Annotated in this window: 12 protein-coding genes; 4 read left to right on the plus strand and 8 right to left on the minus strand. The window is 32.3% G+C overall.

Annotated features, from left to right (window positions below; all coding sequences use genetic code 11):
* Nucleotides 1-46 precede the first annotated feature (46 nt).
* The 6 genes from ACFQ1O_RS11130 to ACFQ1O_RS11155 form a co-directional block, all read right to left on the minus strand.
* Complete coding sequence (locus ACFQ1O_RS11130; RefSeq protein ID WP_377716095.1) at nucleotides 47-637, minus strand: hypothetical protein; 591 nt, start codon at nucleotides 635-637, stop codon at nucleotides 47-49.
* Nucleotide 638: 1 nt separating this feature from the next.
* Nucleotides 639-2162 (minus strand): hypothetical protein, encoded by a 1524-nt coding sequence (locus ACFQ1O_RS11135; RefSeq protein WP_377716096.1) that lies wholly within the window; start codon nucleotides 2160-2162, stop codon nucleotides 639-641.
* A 572-nt stretch (nucleotides 2163-2734) separates the two neighbouring features.
* Entirely contained in the window at nucleotides 2735-4663 is a 1929-nt protein-coding gene (locus ACFQ1O_RS11140; RefSeq protein WP_377716097.1) for an OmpA family protein, read from the minus strand.
* 17 nt (nucleotides 4664-4680) lie between these two features.
* Complete coding sequence (locus ACFQ1O_RS11145) at nucleotides 4681-5592, minus strand: PorP/SprF family type IX secretion system membrane protein (RefSeq protein WP_377716098.1); 912 nt, start codon at nucleotides 5590-5592, stop codon at nucleotides 4681-4683.
* Nucleotides 5593-5623: 31 nt separating this feature from the next.
* Nucleotides 5624-10645, minus strand: a complete 5022-nt coding sequence (locus ACFQ1O_RS11150) for a choice-of-anchor L domain-containing protein (protein ID WP_377716099.1) — start codon at nucleotides 10643-10645, stop codon at nucleotides 5624-5626.
* 124 nt (nucleotides 10646-10769) lie between these two features.
* On the minus strand, nucleotides 10770-11711 hold the full coding sequence (locus ACFQ1O_RS11155; protein ID WP_377716100.1) for an endonuclease/exonuclease/phosphatase family protein: 942 nt from the start codon (nucleotides 11709-11711) through the stop codon (nucleotides 10770-10772).
* Between the two features lie 89 nt (nucleotides 11712-11800).
* On the opposite strand from ACFQ1O_RS11155, the gene hflX reads away from it, so the two are divergent.
* The 4 genes from hflX to ACFQ1O_RS11175 all read left to right on the plus strand — a co-directional run bounded on the left by hflX (nucleotide 11801) and on the right by ACFQ1O_RS11175 (nucleotide 18646).
* Nucleotides 11801-13015 carry a GTPase HflX gene (hflX, locus tag ACFQ1O_RS11160; protein WP_377716101.1) on the plus strand — a complete coding sequence of 405 codons (1215 nt, stop codon included), beginning with the start codon at nucleotides 11801-11803 and terminating at the stop codon, nucleotides 13013-13015.
* A 108-nt stretch (nucleotides 13016-13123) separates the two neighbouring features.
* The gene (gene porZ / locus ACFQ1O_RS11165; RefSeq protein WP_377716102.1) at nucleotides 13124-15493 is read left to right on the plus strand and encodes a type IX secretion system anionic LPS delivery protein PorZ; all 2370 of its coding nucleotides are present in this window, start codon (nucleotides 13124-13126) and stop codon (nucleotides 15491-15493) included.
* Nucleotides 15493-16173 (plus strand): DNA repair protein RecO, encoded by a 681-nt coding sequence (gene recO / locus ACFQ1O_RS11170; RefSeq protein WP_377716103.1) that lies wholly within the window; start codon nucleotides 15493-15495, stop codon nucleotides 16171-16173. Before porZ ends, recO begins: the two co-directional genes overlap by 1 nt.
* A complete protein-coding gene (locus ACFQ1O_RS11175) occupies nucleotides 16160-18646 on the plus strand; it encodes a TonB-dependent receptor plug domain-containing protein (RefSeq protein WP_377716104.1) in 2487 nt (828 codons plus the stop codon). The genes recO and ACFQ1O_RS11175 overlap by 14 nt, the downstream gene beginning before the upstream one ends.
* A gap of 138 nt (nucleotides 18647-18784) precedes the next feature.
* On the opposite strand, the gene ACFQ1O_RS11180 is transcribed toward ACFQ1O_RS11175, so the two are convergent.
* Together ACFQ1O_RS11180 and atpG are read right to left on the minus strand one after the other, a co-directional pair.
* The gene (locus tag ACFQ1O_RS11180) at nucleotides 18785-19270 is read right to left on the minus strand and encodes a hypothetical protein (RefSeq protein WP_377716105.1); all 486 of its coding nucleotides are present in this window, start codon (nucleotides 19268-19270) and stop codon (nucleotides 18785-18787) included.
* A gap of 108 nt (nucleotides 19271-19378) precedes the next feature.
* The gene (gene atpG / locus ACFQ1O_RS11185; protein WP_377716106.1) at nucleotides 19379-20239 is read right to left on the minus strand and encodes an ATP synthase F1 subunit gamma; all 861 of its coding nucleotides are present in this window, start codon (nucleotides 20237-20239) and stop codon (nucleotides 19379-19381) included.
* Between the last annotated feature and the right edge of the window lie 13 nt (nucleotides 20240-20252).

A 20252-nucleotide genomic window follows, 5' to 3' on the forward strand; every position in this document is an offset into this window, starting at 1 on the left:
AAAAAAGCACCATATCATATGGTGCTTTTTATATATTCGAATTATATTATGATATAAAATGTCCAAAATAAAACACTTCAACCCATTTACCATTTTTCTTTTCATATACAACATAGCCACCACCTTGGATATTAGAAGAGTCTAGTATAGCATATTTATGATTTCTAGTAAATAAAGGCACAGACATACCTTCTGTCATAGTATCAGACATATACCTGAGTTTTCCACCTCTTATAGTAGCTACATCACGATTTTTATTATAAACAAATATCCTATCTGTTTCTATGTCGCTGTGATTAAATTTAAAGGGGCCATTTAACGCTTGTTTTTTATAATATTGTAACTCCTTTTTATTAAATAACACATCATATAAAGACGGGTTTCTTTTAAATTGTTTTTCTAATTCCTCTTTATTAATTTGCCTTATAAAATAATCGTAAACATTTTTGTTATTATAAATACCTACATACATAACAGTACGGGTTTTATATTTTTTTGACTTATATCTTTTACTAAAAACATCATTAGCTACACTAATAATATCATCGTATAATTTTTCTTGTATTCTATTTTGCTGAGCATTAGAAAAATTAAAATACAACAATAGAAATAAAAAAAATAATAGTTTGTTTTTCATATTAATTACAATTTGAGTTTGAACTATTGGCTAATTTACCTTTTGGGGTATTATGATAATCCATAGCATTACCATCAGCATCTACTCCTTGATATATAGTATTGATATTAAAAAGTTCCGATATACCTATAGCCCTAGCCTTATATTCATCTAAAGCAGTGAAATGAATTGGGTATGACTGAGATGACTCTAAAGAACCAGACCAAGCTAATTTTTGATAGTAACTATATGGGTTATTATACCCTAAGTTTTGTCCTACTTGTTGTAAAGCAGTAGCAACAGCATTTACAAATGAAACCATATATTCATGTTGTAAAACATTAAGTGCTTGCCCTGATTCTTGATTATTAACAGCTTGGTGGTGTGCAAATGCTTCTGCTAATTGTACATACGTAGGATTAGGGAAAGAACTATTTAAATCTCCATTATCAAGTAAATATACTAATAAAGCATGTAAACTCTCATGTATTACAGTTTTTGCTATAGATAAATCTGTAGCACCCTCCCATTCATCTCTTGATGGGTCACCTCCAGATAATAACCAAGTATTAATGGTTGTAGTAATAACACAATTATAATCTCCAGTAGGTAAACCTGTAGTAGCTCCCCCTCTAGGGTTGTTGAATTGGTCATTAGTTATAACACCTTGGTTTATTTCATAAACATAATAGGTGTTAGTTCCTTCAAATACATCTTTAACATGTTGTGTTAAATCAGAAGTGTTATTAAACGCTTCTTTTATAATTTTTTCATGACAATCATTAGGAATATTAAAAACAATTCTTTTAGCTACATCTACATCACCCCCATTACAAAGAGCACTTACAGCTTTATAAAAGAATGCAGTTTCTAGAGAGTTAGCTGTTATAAAACTAATTAATGTACTGCCAGTACTACAATTACCTCTTTCCGTTATACAGCTTAGTTGTTCTGCACTCAATGAAATACCCGTACCTGAAAGGGCTGTGGTTATATCTGGACCAGTTAGACATTTTTCAGAAGTTAATGAAGTAGCTAAGCTTGAATCATCTGAATCTGAACCTGATCCATCAGTACTTCCTCCACCTCCAGAAGTTGTTCCTGAGCCTGACCCTGATCCAGTAGTTCCAGAGCCTCCTCCGCCACCACCACAATCTACTTCTACCCATTCATATACGCCATCATAGCAACCACCACAACAATCTGTACTACAATTAGAAACATCATGACCTGCTGCACAGTCTTCAACTGTATCTACTTGAACCAAATCGTAACAAGTACTACCTCTATTTGAAAGGCTAATTTGCTCTATATCAAAATACTGAATAACAGTTTTATCTTCTAGAGGAATATCTACACCTCTTTCTATAATATTTCTTTCTTCTTCAGTTAAATTATAAATAACTAAATAGGCTCTATATGGTTCATTGTTATGAGAAGAAAGAACAATATTGTTAATATTATAATTATTCTCATCATTATATATTTGAAATGTATAAGAATGATAATTCTTTTCAGTATTTTCAATATAAGTACCTTGATTCAAATTAAAATCGAACTGAGCATTTTCATATCTTGAATTTAATCTGTTATTTTTTGTTCCATTTTTATTGAAGATAATTTTTCAAGTAAAATTGTATTTTCCTGAAAATCGGAACTAGTAATTCTGCTTAGCTTATAAGAACTTTTTGCTGTTCCTTAGCCTTTTGTAGCTAAAGAGTCATCCTCATTACAATTAACAAATAATACACTAATGCAAGTAAGCAGTAAAATGAGTTTAAGTAATCTTTTCATATTAAATATTGGCTTTAAAGTTACAAACAAAACTAGATACATTGTATTCTAATTATCACTACTAATGAGTGTAACGGTAATTTGAATGAGTATATTATATGTTTGTTTGAGTAAACATTTATTAACAACAACTAAATTAACTAGAAAAGACAACTTTTACATTCACTTAAAATTGGTAAATTTTAAAATCACTATTTTTAGTTAGGAAGGCTATATACACTTGGATTCTCAAAAACCTCAATACCTTTACCTTTATATAAAAAACAAAAAACCACGCTTTTCAGCGTGGTTTTTTTTATGATTACACTTAACTTTTAAATGATATTAATTCTTCTTAAAAGTTTCGTCTGGATTTGTGATAATAAACTCTGAACGTCTGTTAGCTTGGTGCTCTTCTTCTGTACACTTCACTCCGTTAGAACATTTATTAATCAATTCTGTTTCTCCCTTTCCTTGACCAGAAATTCTACTAGCATCTATACCTTTAGATATTACATACTGAGCTGTAGATTTTGCTCTTCTGTCAGATAATGCCATGTTATAAGCATCTTTACCTCTACTATCTGTATGAGAAGTTGCTTGAATAATCATAACAGGGTATTTGTTCATTACCTCTACTAGCTTATCTAGCTCTGCTGCTCCTTGTGCAGTTATGTTATGCTTATCTAACTCAAAGAAAATAGGATTTAAAACTACTCTGTCTTCTACAATAATTGGGGTTAATGGTAATGTTTCCATTACATCTGGCTCATCTGTCTTAGCAATATCTATACTATTTATAGAATACATCTCTCTGTTAGCCTCTACTTTAAATGCTTGATTACACTCGTACTTAAAACGTACAAATCCGTTTTCATCAGACATCTTATCTGCTACTTTATTGCTATTCTCATCGTAAATTACAACAGATGTATTAGGTAATATAGCGTTTGTTTTAGCATCTACAATTTGTACAGATAAATCTACATCGCAAATAGGAACTATCTGCTCGAACGAATAAATATCGTCGCTACCAGAACCTCCTTCTCTGTTAGAAGCAAAAAATCCTTTTTGAGAATCTTCGTCTACAGTATAACTAAAATCATCGTTACCAGAGTTAATTGGAGCTCCAACATTTCTTACAGAACCAAAATCGTCTCCATTCATTTGAGAAGCAAAAATATCCATCATTCCTAAACCAGGATGACCATTAGATGCAAAATACATTACATTCTTGCTACTGATATATGGAAACATTTCTGACCCTTCTGTATTGATCTTCTTTCCTAAGTTAACAGGCTCTCCGTAAGATCCATCTTCATTAATAGTTACATACCATAAATCTGCTTTACCAATAGTTCCTTCCATATCAGAAGAAAAGTATAAACGTTTACCATCTGCACTTACAGCTGGCCCTGAAGCATTAGAATTTTCGTTGTTAAATGGTAACGTAGTTACATTACCCCACTCATCTCCTTCTTTAGTTGCAGAGTAGATATTAATAGTACTTTTTCCTTCAGTATCTTTCTTAAACTTCTTTCCGAATAAACCTGCTTTTCTATCTAAACTTTCTCCAGAGAAATACATAGTTGTTCCATCTGGACTAAAACTTACTGTTCCTTCGTTAAACTTAGTATTAACCTTAGAACCTAAAACAGATTCATCTGTTAATCCTCCTGTTGCTGCATCGTAATCAGATACATAAATATCTAAATACGGCTCTTTTGTCCATCCATAATTACGCCCTTTTCCGCTTCTTGCAGATGCGTAATACACTTGACCTTTAAATAATACTGGTCCGAACTCTGAAAATTCAGTATTAAATCCTTCTACTGGATTTACTTTAAACTTAGGAGTATCAGCTAACAAATTAGCTACCATTCCTGGATTATTCTTATGTGCTATAGCTCTAGCATCATTTGGCATTTTAGCAGAGAACTTATCCATCCAAGTGTTAGCCTCATCATATTTGCCATTTGCTTTTAACATTTGAGCATACTTAAAATAATACTCAGCATCTTCTGTAGTAGCTACAACTTTAGCTAAATACTCTTCTGCCTTTCTTGTATTGAATACATTGTAATAAGTATCTGCTAAACGAGCAGTTACATAGTCATCTCCATTACCATCCTCAATAACCTCTAAATACTCTCCAATAGCAGCTACATATTTTAAATCATCAAATAATTTATCTGCTTTAGCTGTGTGTTTATTCTGTGCGCTTACACTAAACATTCCTAATAGTAGTAAGCCTGTATATATATGTCTTTTCATTTTGTTGCTTGTTTATATTAGAAAAATCTAGGTGAACGTGAAACCTTCTTCGGGAAGTTCAAATCGAACTGTAAAAACACCTCATGTGATGAAGTTGCTGCTGCTCTAATATCACTTAATATATGATCATAAGCATACCCCATACGAATGTTTGGAGTAAAAGCAAAACCGATTAATCCACTTACTGCATCTTCGTGTCTGTAAGAAGCTCCTAACTCGAAACGATCATAGAACAAAAAGTTGGTATTTACGTCAAAAGATAATGGAGCATCAAAAGATGTTTTTATCATTGTAGACGGCTTAAATTTAGTATTAGGAGATATCTGGAACACATATCCTCCCGTTAAGAAGTAATGTTGCTGTTCTGTACCATATTTTACTCCATCTGCATCTAAATGCACACTGTTTAATATATTAGGCATAGATAAACCTACATAGTACTTCTCTCCGTAAACAAAAGCTCCTAAACCAACGTTTGGTGTAACACTGCTTACATCATTATCAAATAATGGATCATCTGGCTGCAAAGTAGTAACATCTGAAAATAAATTTCTATCGTGAATTGTGGCTCCGGCCTTAGCTCCAAATGCTAATTTATTCTCTCCTCCTAACTGTAAAGTATATGAGAAATCTGCATAAATATTATGCTCTTTTACAGGACCATGTTGATCTGAAATAATAGACAACCCTAAACCAACATTCTTTCCTACTGGTGAGTGACCTGAAAAAGTAATGGTCTTAGGTGCTCCCTCTAATCCTGTCCATTGGTTGCGATATAGTGCAACCAATGACAAGCTTTCTTTAGATCCAGCATAAGCAGGGTTAATTATCGCCTGGTTATACATGTACTGTGTGTACTGAGGATCTTGTTGTGCGTGTAATTCTAGCATGCTAAATACTAAAACTACTAATATTATTAATTTTTTCATTTTTTAATCTTTATAGTATTAATATCTAGTATTACTGTTCTCTGTTAATATATACCCACTGAATGATTTGATCTCCATAATCTGGATGTGTAGTTCCTAAATCTGCAACAAAGTAATACGTACCTGTAGGTAAATCTCCTCCGTTCATGATTCCCTTGTTAGCTACCCCACCAAACTCATTTGTGTAGTTGTTAAACTCGTATACTAAACTTCCGTAACGGTTATATACTTTAAAAGTTTCTATAACATAGTTAGACAAGAATGATAAATCTAAGGTGTCATTTGTTCCATCATTGTTTGGGCTAAAACCATTTGGAATAACACAATCTAACTTTTCTGTAATGTTGATATTTAATACTAAATCACATAAATCTGCCGTAATAGTAACTGTATAAACTCCAGGAGTACCAACTGTAAGTGTTGCATTTGTTTCTCCTGCTAACACAGTACCATCTTGTTGCCATACATAAGTTGCAGCACCTGTATTACCTGTAGGAGTAGCGTCTAAAACTGTTGTTTCTCCTTGGCAAATTTCTACATCTGGTATTGTTGCAGTAAAAGATGGTGGCACAAAAGAAACATTTACTGTATCTGTTGCAGAACATGAACCAGAAACTCCGCTCACCTCGTAAGTACCAGCAGCAACAACTGTTATTGTTTGTCCGTTTTCACCAACAATCTCACCTCCATCTTGATACCAAGTATAAGCAATACCTGCAGAACCTATGTTAGAGTTAGCTGTTAAAGTTACTGTAGAACCTTCACAAACAGTAATGTCATTTCCTAAATCCATTGTCATCGAAGCAGATTCTGTAACTACAACGCTATCTGTTCCTGTACATGCACCAACTGTAATTGTTACTTCATAAGTTCCAGCTGTATTAACTAAAATGTTATCTGTAATTTCTCCCGCCATTACTACACCGTCTTGAGTCCACTCGTAAGTAGCTCCTGGCCCAGCATTAGTAGTAACAGTTAACACTTGGGTTGTTCCAGAACAGATATCAAAATCTGCCCCTAAGTCTGCAGTAACTTCTTCAATTAAAGTAATGTTAACTTCATCTTGTGCAGAACATCCTGATTCATCTGTTACAATTAAAGTATAATCTCCTGATTCTGATACTGTAATTGAATCATTCGTTTCTCCCGCTATTGTAACTCCATTTAATTGCCACTCGTAAGTTAAAGCGCTTGTTCCATTAGTATTAGAAGTAATTGTATAATCTGTTGCATTACATAAAGAAACGTCATTTCCTAAATCTACAGTAGGAACGAAAGGATCTACATTTACTACTACAGTATCATTAATTGATGTCGTAGTTCCGTCAGTATTTAAATATGTTACTTCTGCTACATATGTTGTAGTTACTGATGGGCAAACTGTAACAGTATCTGTATTACCAATTGGTGTTCCTCCTTCGTACCAAGTAACAATAGTGTTGTTATTAGCTCCACCACCAGTACTTCCACCATTTGGTGTAAATCTCCAAGCTTCATTAGTAGCAGCCCAAGCACCTGTATTTCTATTTGGTGGAGTAAATCCAACTGTACCGTCTCCATTTTGAACTCCTAAAGTTGCTAGACCATCATTCCAATCTGTACATAAAGGTTTAGTAGGAACATAAATATCTATAATATTGGTAGTTTCCCATAATACAATTTGAGAAGTCGTTGCTTCTGGACAACTTGATCCAAATTGTGCAACTGTATTAAAGCTAATTACCATTGCTCTACAAGGAGCATTTCCTATTAATTGCCAAGCTATTTCTCCTCCATCACTAGGATCGATATCATGGAATACTCCGAAAATAGCATTTAAAATTGGTGTGTCGAAATCTGGATCGAAAGTAGCCGGGTCATAAGGGAATGTTGCAGCTGGTATAGTTGCTGCTGCATCTATATTCCATTCACAATTATCATTAAAATCTGAGACTCCATCTCCATTAATATGGGTTCCTACTGCAGTATCAAAAGTTATAACTCCATTAGAACCTACAAGTAATTCATCATATGTGTTTTCAAAGAAAGAAAAAGTAAATGGAATTGTTATTGCTGGATCTGACCAAACATCGTCTGTTCCTACACTTATAGGGTTAGCCAAACCAGTATAAGGGAAAGGAGAAGTAGGATCTATAGCTACAACATCATAAGATGAAGTAGACTCACCTGCAGATGTATAAGTTACTGTTAAGTCTACGCAAGAATCTGTAGAACAATCAATATTTTGATCTGGTCCTGCATCTACCACTAAACAATCTGCTTCTACTATCACAATTAAAGCAAAACTTGTATAAGTTATACATCCTGATACTGAATCTTCGACTCTGACATAAATATTTTGAGGATTAGATATATTAGTATAAGGACTTATTAATGGATTTACGTTACTCTCTGCATCTGCTTGTGACACATGGTAAGTTACAACATAATTAGGGTTGATTCCTAAGAATAATGGTGTATTAACATCTATATTAAATTGCATAAATCCATCAAAATCATCATCTGTTTGCACCATATCTTGAATATTAGGCAAACTTAAATCTGCTTCAACAAAAGTCACACTATCTGTCGCACCACATCCGTTTTGATCTACACTTACTGTATATTCTCCTAATTGAGTAGCTGTATATGTATTTGTTGTTTCACCATCAATTACCGTTCCGTTGAACTGCCATTCGTAAGTTTCGCTACCATTAAAGTTTCCATCTGCTGTCAATACTTCATTAATGGTATCTCCTGGACAAACAACAACTTCTCCGTTAGCTCCAACATTCACATTTAAATCAATATCAACATTCGCACTAAAACTACCAGCCTCTAAAAATACCGCAGTATCTACAGTAGAATCACCTTCGTCCGCAATTACCATTTTAATAGTATATGTTTCACCCGGAATAACTGTAGCTGAAGCCGTTAAAGGTATTGTTCTTCCATCATATTCTATCTCAGCACCTGTAATTGTATAACCTCCAAAATATTGCTCATTTACAGCCGCACAGTTTCCTTCTACTTCTGGGTGAATATTTGTAACTGTAATAGATGTATTTGGATTGTCTGAGGTTGGTAAAACTGCTAAGTTTTCTACAGTACCGTCAGGCCTGGTTAAGATAAACGCAAATGAATCTGAGTAAGTACATTGAAAACTACCTCCAGGTCCGTTATATTCTGACGAAGCCATTAGGAAGTTAAATGACATACTAGCAGTATTCGGTACAAAATCAAATTGAATAAACGCAGCATCATTTGTTTGCCCTGGGGTTAACCCAGCTACATTTTCTAAATCTGCATCTCCAGCTCCACCAAAGGCTCCAGCTGGTCCAGTACCATCAAATGGCCCTGCAGCATTTATTGCTGCTCCAGACGACAATACAATTCCCGCTTCAAAAGGGAAACCTGATCCTCCATCTGTAAAATATCCTATTCCTGTATCTGCAGATCCTGCCGAATGATCTCCAGAAGTTATATTAGAAATCGTAACACAATCTCCATCAACTAAAACATCTTCAATTAATTGATTTACTGTATGAGTTGTATTATCTGTAGTAATTGGTGGTGTTGGCGTTAATACACAAATTTGAAAAGTTGTATTACTTAAAATTTGTGTTGATGTAGAATAAACTCTTACATAATAAACATTCCCTACAGTTAAGTTAGGTACTAAGTCGCTATTGTTATTTAAACTACAGAAAACTTCTGTAAGTGTTCCACATGAACCTTCATACACAGAGAAGTTTATTTCATCATCTCCTAAAACATTTTGAAAGTTAATTACATGCTCATCATTGGCAGCTGTAAATGTATACCATACATCGTCTATCTCTTGACCAAAAGTACAAGATGGATTAACCTCTGCAGAAGCAGAAGCTCCATAAACTGTTCCAGCAACTGGCACTGTACAATTAAAACTGTTACTTACTGGCAAGTTAATAGCTGCACCACAATCATCATTAGATGGTATTGGTGGTGCTGGTGTACAAGTAAGATCTAATTGATAATTTCCTGTATTGGTTCCAAAACCAAATACATAGATATAGTATTCTGTACCAGCTGTAGAAATAAACTGTAATTCTGACTGTAACCCACATGAATCATCATTACCTCCTACACATGTTAATGTAGAGCAATCTCCTTCATATACTTGAATTTTTGTATCATAACCTGAAGCACATAAAGATGCTAAAACTACATCTCCTGTTCCTGTAAAATTATACCAAACCCCAGGTGCGTTTGTATCATTGGTTCCACAATTGATATTCTGTGCACCATTAGTTGTTGCCGCTGCTGTTGAACCTGTTTCTGAACCACCACATGCTATCGGTATTGCTATTCCGCAAACATCTCCAGGAATTGGCGTATAAGTGGTGAAAGTTTGTTCTGTACAACCTGTAGCGCTCCCTAGCGCATTGTAAGGCACAATTGTTACATAATATTGAGTTGTTGGAGTTAGAACTCCTAAATTGTAAGTAGTTGTATTACCTACATCTGTTGTATTTAACACATCGTTCCCTCCAGGTGTAGTTCCAACAGTTAGGTTATACCCTGTTGGGCCTCCTGATGCTGCATTCCATACCAAAACACCGTCTACTGAAGCTGCAGTATCACCATTAGCTGGAGTTGTTAAAATAGAATCACAGTTAGGTGGAACTGTAGGAGTAAATGTTACTTCTACATCTATTGTCAATGTGATGCCATCTGAAAAAGCATCATTATCTTGAGATGTAATAGTTAAAGAAGTAAATCCCGTAATATCTGTACCGTTGATTTCGGCAGCACACACTTGATTTGATGGAGCTCCATCTACTGAAAGATTAAAGCTATACCATCCGCCACTTGTTGTAGAACAGTTACCATTAGTAAAAGTTCCTGCTGCATTTACTAATTGTAATCCGGTAATAGCACCAGCTCCATTACAAGTAAGGTCTGTTGCATTAATTGTTAATACAGTAGGGCCATCATCTTGACCGGAAACTGTAAAAGTTTGAGTACACGTGGCTTGAGCATTTGCCAATAGGCACATACCAAGAAACGTGAAAAATAACATAATTTTTTTCATGTTTTTACAATTATGGGTTATAAACTGAGCTAAATTAACAAAAAAACGCAAGCTCACTAACATTTGTTAGTAATTTAATCTAAAAAAAAAGTTAAAAAAGTAGTTTCATAGACAAATTACCCTATTACGTCGACGTAATACATATATAAACAGGAAAGTGATCACTTACCCCACCCATATATTTTTTTCCTTTGAATGTTCTAAACGGTTTTCCTTTGTGTTTTCCTTTCCATTCTTTTAAGGATAAATCGTTAAATATGCCTGCTTTGTCAAATTTTAGCATATTATTATTGGGCCTAAAAAAATTATGAGAAATTATTATCTGATCAAATAAAAACCACTCACCTCTATAATTTAAACTTCCTTTGTTAGGTCTTACTATAGACAAAAACGGATTAAAAAACTCTTCTGTAACCAAATATTTTTTCAAACTTTCATCGGTTGGATTATCGTTAAAGTCTCCCATTAACACAATCTTATCTTTTAATCCAATATCGATGTTATTTTTAATAAACAAGTTGATTTGCTGCGCTGCTTGAATTCGTTTATGAGATGTTAATTCTACCCCATCTCTTCTAGAGGGCCAATGCATTACTAACACATGTACTTTTTCATTACCTATATATCCATTTACATACAAAGCGTCTCTAGTATAATCTTTAATTCCATTCTCTTCTACAATATTAATAGGTATTGCATTTGTTTCTTCAATTTTAAAAACTTCTTCATTTACCAACAAAGCTACATCGATACCTCGTTCGTCTGGAGAATCGTAATGAACATAATTATATTTACAAGCTTGTAATGGTTGACTTTCGATTAAATCTTCTAAAACTTTTGCGTTCTCAACCTCTGCCACTCCTACCAATATAGGAGGGTTTCCTGAATTTTCATCTCCTATACTTTTTATAGTATTAGCTAATTTTGATATTTTTTTTCGATATCTTTTTTTGGTCCAAAACTTCTTACCCCAAGGTAAAAAATCATCATCTAAGGTATACGGATCATCTTTAACATCAAATAAGTTTTCTAAATTGTAAAATGCAATTGTATGTTTATTCATCATGAAAACAGTAAAATAGGTTCTTTAAAACCTTATATCTTTGTAACAAATGTAGAATCTTATATGTAATTTTGCAGCATTGAACTTAATTTATGCTTGAGAAAAAAGAAATTCAATACGAAAAAACCGTATTAATTGGTATTATTACCAAAGACCAGAACGAAGTAAAATCTAAAGAGTATTTAGACGAGCTTGAGTTTTTAACATATACAGCTGGAGGAGAAGTTATTAAACGCTTTACTCAAAAAATGGATATGCCTAACTCTAAAACTTTTATCGGTACTGGTAAAATGGAAGAGGTTAGACAATTTATTGAAGCCAATAATGTAGGAACAGCGATTTTTGACGACGAATTAACTCCTTCTCAACAAAAAAACATTGAAAGAACCTTAGAGTGTAAAATACTAGACAGAACTAACCTAATACTAGATATTTTTGCTCAACGTGCTCAAACATCTTATGCTAGAACTCAAGTTGAATTAGCCCAGTATCAATATCTATTACCTAGATTAACTGGAATGTGGACTCACTTAGAGAGGCAAAGAGGAGGTATTGGAATGCGTGGTCCTGGTGAAACAGAAATAGAAACCGATAGACGTATTGTACGAGACAAAATCTCATTACTTAAAAAGAAAATTGCTGCCATAGATAAACAAATGGCCGTACAAAGAAGTAACAGAGGAAAAATGGTTAGAGTAGCGTTAGTAGGATATACGAATGTTGGAAAGTCTACTCTAATGAATGTTATATCTAAATCTGATGTTTTTGCCGAAAATAAATTGTTTGCAACCTTAGACACTACTGTTAGAAAAGTTGTTATTAAAAACTTACCTTTTTTATTGAGTGATACAGTTGGATTTATCAGGAAATTACCTACTCAGTTAGTAGACTCGTTTAAAAGTACCTTAGATGAAGTTAGAGAAGCTGATTTACTTTTACATGTTGTAGACATTTCTCACCCTACTTTTGAAGACCATATTGCATCAGTAAACAAGATACTTGGTGAAATAAAAAGTGCTGATAAACCAACTATTATGGTTTTTAATAAAATTGATTCTTACCAGCATTTAAGTATTGATGAAGACGACTTAGTTACAGAAAAAACGAAAGCTCATTATACACTAGATGAATGGAAACAAACTTGGATGAATCAGATTGGCAATAATGCTCTTTTTATTTCTGCTATTAACAAAGAAAACATAGAAGATTTCAAAAAACGGGTTTATGATGAAGTAAGACGTATACATATTACGCGTTTTCCTTACAATCATTTTCTATATCCAGACTATGACGAAAACATGGCTTAGCAACAGTCTAACAGACTTTTTTAATTTAATATCTCAATCAATAAAAAGACTATATTGTCGTTAAAATAAATATATTTGAACTAATAGTTCTTTTTAAAAGCTAAAAAAATGCAACAAAAAATATTATTTTTCCTACTAAGTTTAAGTTTCTTATTTAATTTTAGTCAAGACTATTCTGGTCAATGGGATGGGCATTTTGCTTACTTAAACATTAGTGGTGTTGGAATTACTGAAAATGGAATTATTGCATCTGCTGAAAATGCTATATTTAATTACAATATTAGCAACCAAAACACAATTACTACCAGCACTATAAATGGCTTATCTGGCGAATCTATTTCTTCATTTTATTATAGCGAAACTTATAAAAGCTCTGTAGTTGGTTACGATAATGGTTTATTAGAAATTGTTTCTGAAGAAAATGAAGTTACTACTGTGGTAGACATTCTTAACAAAACCAATATCCCTCCAGATATGAAAAAAATAAATCATATTTATGAAAACAATGGCTTAGTTTACTTGTCATGTGATTTTGGTATTAGTGTATACGATCTCTCTAATTTAGAATTTGGAGATACTTATTATATTGGTAATTCTGGAGAACAAATTGTAGTTAATCAAACTACTATTTTAAACGATTACATATATGCCGCTACAGCATCTAACGGAATTAAAAGAGCTCTTTATGCCAATTCTAACATCATAGATTTTAATTTATGGACTAATGTAACTGGTCTACCTACAAATAATTGGGAGAGCATTGTTAATCTAGACAGCACTCTTTATGGAATAACTAGTACTAATGACCTTTATGACATTACCAACAATAACACCTTAATAAGCTATCCTAATGCAATTCTAGACCATAGAGTAAGTAATAACAATATGTTAGTTACTTCTAATATAAACGTATATGTTTATAATAATTCTGCATCCTTAGTTAACACCATTGCATTTTTACCAGAGCATGGATCTAATTATACTTGCGCAACTATAAAAGATAATAATATATACATTGGAACTCAATTTCATGGCGTTTTAGATATTACTCTTAACAATGGAAATTTAAACACTATTATCCAACCAAATGGTCCTTTAGAAAACAATCAATTTGCAGTTCAAGCTGCAAACAACGAAGTTTGGGTTGTATATGGCGATCACAATTTAAGCTTTAACCCTTACCCTTTAGATCAAAAAGGGATTAGTCATTTAATAAATGACAACTGGGTAAATACTCCTTACGCCGATATTTTTGAAACTAGATCTATAGTTGACATTGCTATCAATCCTTTCAATAAAAATCAAGTCTTTTTAAGTTCTTTTTATTCAGGTTTATTAGAAATCAACAATAATACACCAACTATCTTATATGACAACTCTAATAGTGGATTGAAAAGTTTATGTGAAGTTTTTGGCTGTAATTATGCAGACATAAGAGTAGGTAGATCTGCTTTTGATACAGATGGAAAACTTTGGATGACAAACAACCTTACTTTCCAACCCTTAAAAGTGTATGATGTACCTAATAATTCTTGGACTGCATACAATTTATCACCTGTTGTAAGTTCTTCAACACCCCAAAACGACAATGACGGTTTCGCAGATTTAGTTATTGACCAAAATAACACTAAATGGATTGCAACTCACGAAAAAGGAGTTATTGGTTTTAATGATGATTTTGGAAGTGGAACTGCTAAAAACGTTAATTTATCTACAGGAAACTTACCTTCAGACAAAGTAACTGCTTTATCTATAGATAAAGACAATAATTTATGGATAGGTACTCTTCAAGGTTTAAGAGTTCTTTACAATACTGCTAACTTTTTTAATACAGCCAATCCTCAAGCTCAACAAATTATTATTTTAGATGATGGTATTCCAAAAGAATTAATGTTTGGGCAATACATTACAGATATTGAAACTGACGGATCTAATAATAAATGGATAGCTACATTCGATGCTGGGGTTTTTTATGTATCGTCAGATGGTCAGGAAACTATTTATCATTTTACCAAAGACAATTCTCCCTTACCAACTAATAATATTACAGACATGTCTATAGATAAAACTTCTGGAAAAGTGTATTTATCTACACCTAAAGGATTGGTAGCTTTTAAAGGATTAAGCAAAGAACCCGCTAGTGATTTAGATAATGTAGTTATTTATCCTAACCCTGTTAGACCAAACCATGTTAGGAGTCTTTTGGGTTATAATGCAACAGATATAAGTAAAGGAATAAAGATAGAAGGCTTAACAGAAAACATAAACTTAAAAATCACTGATATTTCTGGAAATCTAGTAGCAGAAGCTAACACTTCTACCAAATCTGGCAATGTTTCTATTAGTGAAGGTGGCTTTGCAATTTGGAACGGAAAAAACTTTAACAATTCTATAGTAGCTTCAGGAGTATATGTTATTATGATTACTGATTTAGACACCTCTAATACTACTTTAGAAAAAGTAATGATTATAAAATAATGCTTGTCAATACAACTGGTATTGTTTTAGGTAAAATAAAATACCAAGAACATTCTTTAATTGTAAACTGCTATACGAAAGAATACGGCCTTCAATCATATATTTTACATCATATTCTAAGAAAGAAAAAAGGAAAGATTAACCCAGCCTATTTCCTTGCTCTTTCTCAATTAGAATTAAAAGCTACACATAAAAAAAATCAAAGTATACATAAAATAAACGATGTTAGACTACTACATACCTATACTAGTTTACATACTAATGTTTATAAAAGTAGTGTAGCTTTATTCCTTGCAGAAGTGCTACAATCTGTTTTAAAAGAAGAAGAAGAAAATTCCAACCTATACAATTTTTTAGAAACTTCTTTATTGTGGTACGACCTAAATGAATTCAATGCTAACTTTCATATTTTATTTCTTTTAAAACTATCTCAACATCTAGGACTTTATCCTAACATAAAAAACATAGATCAGCATTTCTTTCTTCATGATGCTAATTATGCTAAAATTAACACTCTAAAAGAACTATTAGGCATAAATTTTGATACTCTTTCTAGTATTAAAATGACTGCCCAGTTAAGACAAGATATATTACAAGAAATATTACACTATTTTAGTGTAAATTTGGGCAGTTTTAAACAACCTAAATCGTTAGCTATATTGCATAATGTATTCAACTAAAAAATCCATAATTAGCTTAGCTGTTTGCTTTGTAATTTCTTTATCTACATTTGGTCAAAAAATTAGCATAAAAGACAATTTAACAAATGAAGCTATTGCTAATGTAGCTGTTTATACTTCTTCTAAAACTAAAAATCAAATCTCTAATAAAAATGGAGTTGTTGACCTTTCTGAATTTACAGCAGAAGATATTCTTATCTTTTCTCATATTAGCTATGAAAACTTTAAGATAAAGAAAAATAAAATAGATAATGTAATCTATTTAACCAACAAGTCAGATGAGTTATCAGAAATTACTCTTTCAGTTTCTAAAACAAGCGTGAAAAGAAATCGAGTGGCAGAAAAAATTGCTGTAATTACCAAAAAAGACATTGAATTACTAGCACCACAAACTAGTGCAGATTTACTAGCAGCAACACCAGGTATTAGAGTACAAAAATCTCAAGGAGGAGGAGGGAGTCCTGTAATAAGGGGATTCGAGGCTAACAGAGTTTTATTGGTAATGGATAATGTTAGAATGAATAATGCTATTTATCGATCTGGTCATCTACAAAATGCTATAACCGTAAATCCATTTGCTTTAGAAAGAACTGAAGTTGTTTTTGGCCCATCGTCTGTTATTTACGGTAGTGATGCTTTAGGTGGAGTTGTTCATTTTTACTCTAAAACACCTAAATTCAATAATGAAAAAATCATCAATGGTAATAGTTCTTCAAGATTTTCTTCGGCTAATAACGAAATAACTCAAAATTTTGGAGCAGAAATTAGTTTAAAAAAATGGGCATCATTTACCAGCTTTTCTATCTCTGACTTTGGAGATTTACGAATGGGAAAAAACAGGCAACATGGTTATGATAATTGGGGATTAGTCACTACATATTCCGATAACGATGAAAACAGCTATAATAATAACCCCATAATTAATCAAAAACCACATGTTCAAAAAAATACCGGATATCAACAATTAGACTTATTACAAAAACTGAATGTAAAAACTAGCGAAAGCAGTAATCTAATTTTCAATTTTCAGTTTTCTGAGTCTTCAAATATTCCCAGGTTTGATAAGCTTACTGAATTAAAAGGCGAAACTCTTAAATTTGCCGAATGGTTTTATGGTCCTCAAAAAAGACTTTTGTTTTCTCCACAATATCAGTTTGAACCTAATTTTAAATGGCTAAATTCCGGACAAATAACACTAGCTTATCAAAATGTTAAAGAATCTAGAGTTAAAAGAAAGTACAACAGTTTCGAAAGAACTTATCAAAAAGAAAATGTTGATGTTTTTAGTATTAATACTGATTTTAAAGTACGATTAACCAAAAACAGAGACTTGTATTACGGATTAGAATTCACACATAACGATGTAAATTCTATAGCTTACGGAAAGATTTTAAATGTTCAGTCTAATAACATTATAGGCTTTAGCGGTTCTACTGTTGTACAATCTAGGTATCCAGACGGAGGAAGCACTTATACCACATCTGCTGCATATGCAAACTACAGACAGGATATTAATACAAAAATGACTCTAAATACTGGTGGTCGTTTTACTTATACTAAACTAAAAGCAAACTTTATAGATCAAACATACATTAGTCTGCCCGTAAGTAAAATAGAATTAGATAACTCTTCGTTTACTGCTAATTTAGGTTTAACTTATAAACCCTCAGATCTAACTCGATTTAACGCTGTAATTTCTTCTGGATTTAGATCCCCTAATATAGACGACATAGGAAAAGTTAGAGAAAAAAATGGCCTACTAACAGTACCCAATATTAACTTAAAACCTGAATTTGCTTATAATGGTGAAATTGGATTCACACAACAGCTAAAAAATAAGCAAAATATTATTGAATTGAACGGCTTTTACACTTTGCTTAATAACTATATTTCTAGAACCAATTATATTGTAGAAAATGACACCACTACATTTAATGAAAACACAGTTATTTATGATGGTGAAGAAACACCTACAATAGCCAACACCAATGGTAAGACAGCCTATATTATTGGCGGTAGTCTAGACTTACGATTTAATCCATTAAAAAATTTCTACACTTTAAGCAACATCACCTTTACCAAAGGAGAAACTAATGACACTAACGTGAACTTACCTTCAATACTTCCTTTCTTTGGGAGCGTTGATTTAGAGTATAGAAATAAAAAATTTATTTCAGGGTTTAATTGGACTTATAGTAGTAAAAAAGATGCTAGTGATTTTAGCCCTGGAGGTGAAGATAACTTAACACAAACACCACTAATAGATCCAGATGACTCTGTTGAAGGCGATGAATTTTATATAGGTTTACCATCTTGGCAAACTTTTAATGCTTCAGCTAGTTATCAATTTAACAATTCGTTTCGTTTACAGTTAGCTATTGACAATATACTTGACACACATTATAAAGAATTTGCTTCAGGCATCAGTGCTCCTGGTAGAAATTTTAGAGCTAGTGTTGACATTATTTTTTAAATTAAAAACCTTTACAAAAAGAAAAAAGCACCTCATAAAGAGATGCTCATTTGGTTCATTTATTAACCCCTTAATTATAAACCACTTACAAATATATAAAATCTAGTGGTTTTATAGGTTAATAATTTCATAAAATTTTTATTTTTTTATTGAAGGATAAGCTAACAAAGGTTTTTTAACTATGCTTTTTAATAAAATATATTCTTTCTTTCCGTTTGTCTCGCTTAAAATAATTGCTTCATTATCTTTTATATTAAAAGGAAAATTGTCTACAAGAGGTAATGTATTTTTATGTTCTTTCACAGCATTTGCATCCATAACATAATCTTTTTCTTGATTTAATTCAGTTTTAAAATGAGCAACATAAACATTATTATTTAGTACTAAAGATTCTTTCTTTCCTCTAAAATAAACTTCCGTAGGATTCTTTATTAAATCCTTAGTTATAAAGAAATTAATACCCGATCCACCTCCTTGCACCCCGGCAACCCAGATTTGAAAATATGCTTGCAACTCTTCTTTTTGATCTAGGTTAATAGTTTTAGATAGCTGAAATTCTTCTTTGTGACTTGCACAACCAAAAAATATAAAACACATAAATAAGCTAATACTATAAAATTTCATTTTATCTATTTTTATAAAGATAAGCACAAAATTAATACCATAAAAAAACCTCTCCTTAATCGGAGAGGTTCATATATTTAATGATCCTTGATTTACAAGGAAATAACATTAATTGTTTAAAGCTTCTGCTCCACCAACAATCTCTAAGATTTCGTTAGTAATAGCCGCCTGACGAGCTTTGTTATAAGTTAATTTTAATTGATCTCTTAACTCAGTAGCATTATCAGTTGCTTTGTGCATAGCCGTCATACGTGCCCCGTGTTCTGAAGCGAAAGAATCACGTATTGCTTTGTATAATTGAGTCTTTAATGACTTTGGAATTAAAGTTTCTACAATCTCAATCTTTGTTGGCTCAAAAATATAGTCTAAAGAAACATTCTCATCAGATTCAACAGCAACAATTGGTAAAAATTGCTCTGTCATGATAATCTGAGTAGCTGCATTTTTAAATTTGTTATAAACCAACTCTATTTTATCATAAGAACCATCTACAAACTTATCCATTAATAACTCAGCTATTTCTGCTACGTTATCAAAAGTTAAATCATCAAAAACTTCACTTTTATTAGCAATAACCGCACTGTTTTTTGATAAAATATCATTAGCTTTTTTTCCAATAGTAACAAAATCTACTTGTTTACCTGCGTATACGTTTTCAATTAAGTTATTAGACTGTTTAATGATGTTTGAATTAAAAGCACCACAAAGTCCTCTATTAGAAGTAATAGCTACTACTAAAACCTTATTTACTTCTCTCTGTGTAGCAAAAACACTTCCGCTATCACCTTCTAAAGTTGCACTTAAGCTTTGTAGTAATTCTGTTAATTTATCTGCGTACGGACGCATAGCTGTAATAGCATCTTGAGCTTTCTTTAACTTTGCAGCAGAAACCATTTTCATGGCACTAGTAATCTGCATAGTTGAAGATACTGATGATATTCTATTACGTATTTCTTTTAAATTTGCCATTCTTTATAGAATT

It is taken from the genome of Pseudofulvibacter geojedonensis (genome assembly GCF_042675745.1).
GTDB lineage: Bacteria > Bacteroidota > Bacteroidia > Flavobacteriales > Flavobacteriaceae > Pseudofulvibacter > Pseudofulvibacter geojedonensis.

Coding starts and splice junctions, on each gene's coding strand:
- porZ (WP_377716102.1), top strand. CDS start 13,124: ATGCAACAAAAAATATTATTTTTCCTACTAAGTTTAAGTTTCTTATTT.
- ACFQ1O_RS11150 (WP_377716099.1), bottom strand. CDS start 10,645: ATGAAAAAAATTATGTTATTTTTCACGTTTCTTGGTATGTGCCTATTG.
- recO (WP_377716103.1), top strand. CDS start 15,493: ATGCTTGTCAATACAACTGGTATTGTTTTAGGTAAAATAAAATACCAA.
- ACFQ1O_RS11145 (WP_377716098.1), bottom strand. CDS start 5,592: ATGAAAAAATTAATAATATTAGTAGTTTTAGTATTTAGCATGCTAGAA.
- hflX (WP_377716101.1), top strand. CDS start 11,801: ATGCTTGAGAAAAAAGAAATTCAATACGAAAAAACCGTATTAATTGGT.
- ACFQ1O_RS11175 (WP_377716104.1), top strand. CDS start 16,160: ATGTATTCAACTAAAAAATCCATAATTAGCTTAGCTGTTTGCTTTGTA.
- ACFQ1O_RS11180 (WP_377716105.1), bottom strand. CDS start 19,270: ATGAAATTTTATAGTATTAGCTTATTTATGTGTTTTATATTTTTTGGT.
- ACFQ1O_RS11155 (WP_377716100.1), bottom strand. CDS start 11,711: ATGATGAATAAACATACAATTGCATTTTACAATTTAGAAAACTTATTT.
- ACFQ1O_RS11140 (WP_377716097.1), bottom strand. CDS start 4,663: ATGAAAAGACATATATATACAGGCTTACTACTATTAGGAATGTTTAGT.
- atpG (WP_377716106.1), bottom strand. CDS start 20,239: ATGGCAAATTTAAAAGAAATACGTAATAGAATATCATCAGTATCTTCA.
- ACFQ1O_RS11130 (WP_377716095.1), bottom strand. CDS start 637: ATGAAAAACAAACTATTATTTTTTTTATTTCTATTGTTGTATTTTAAT.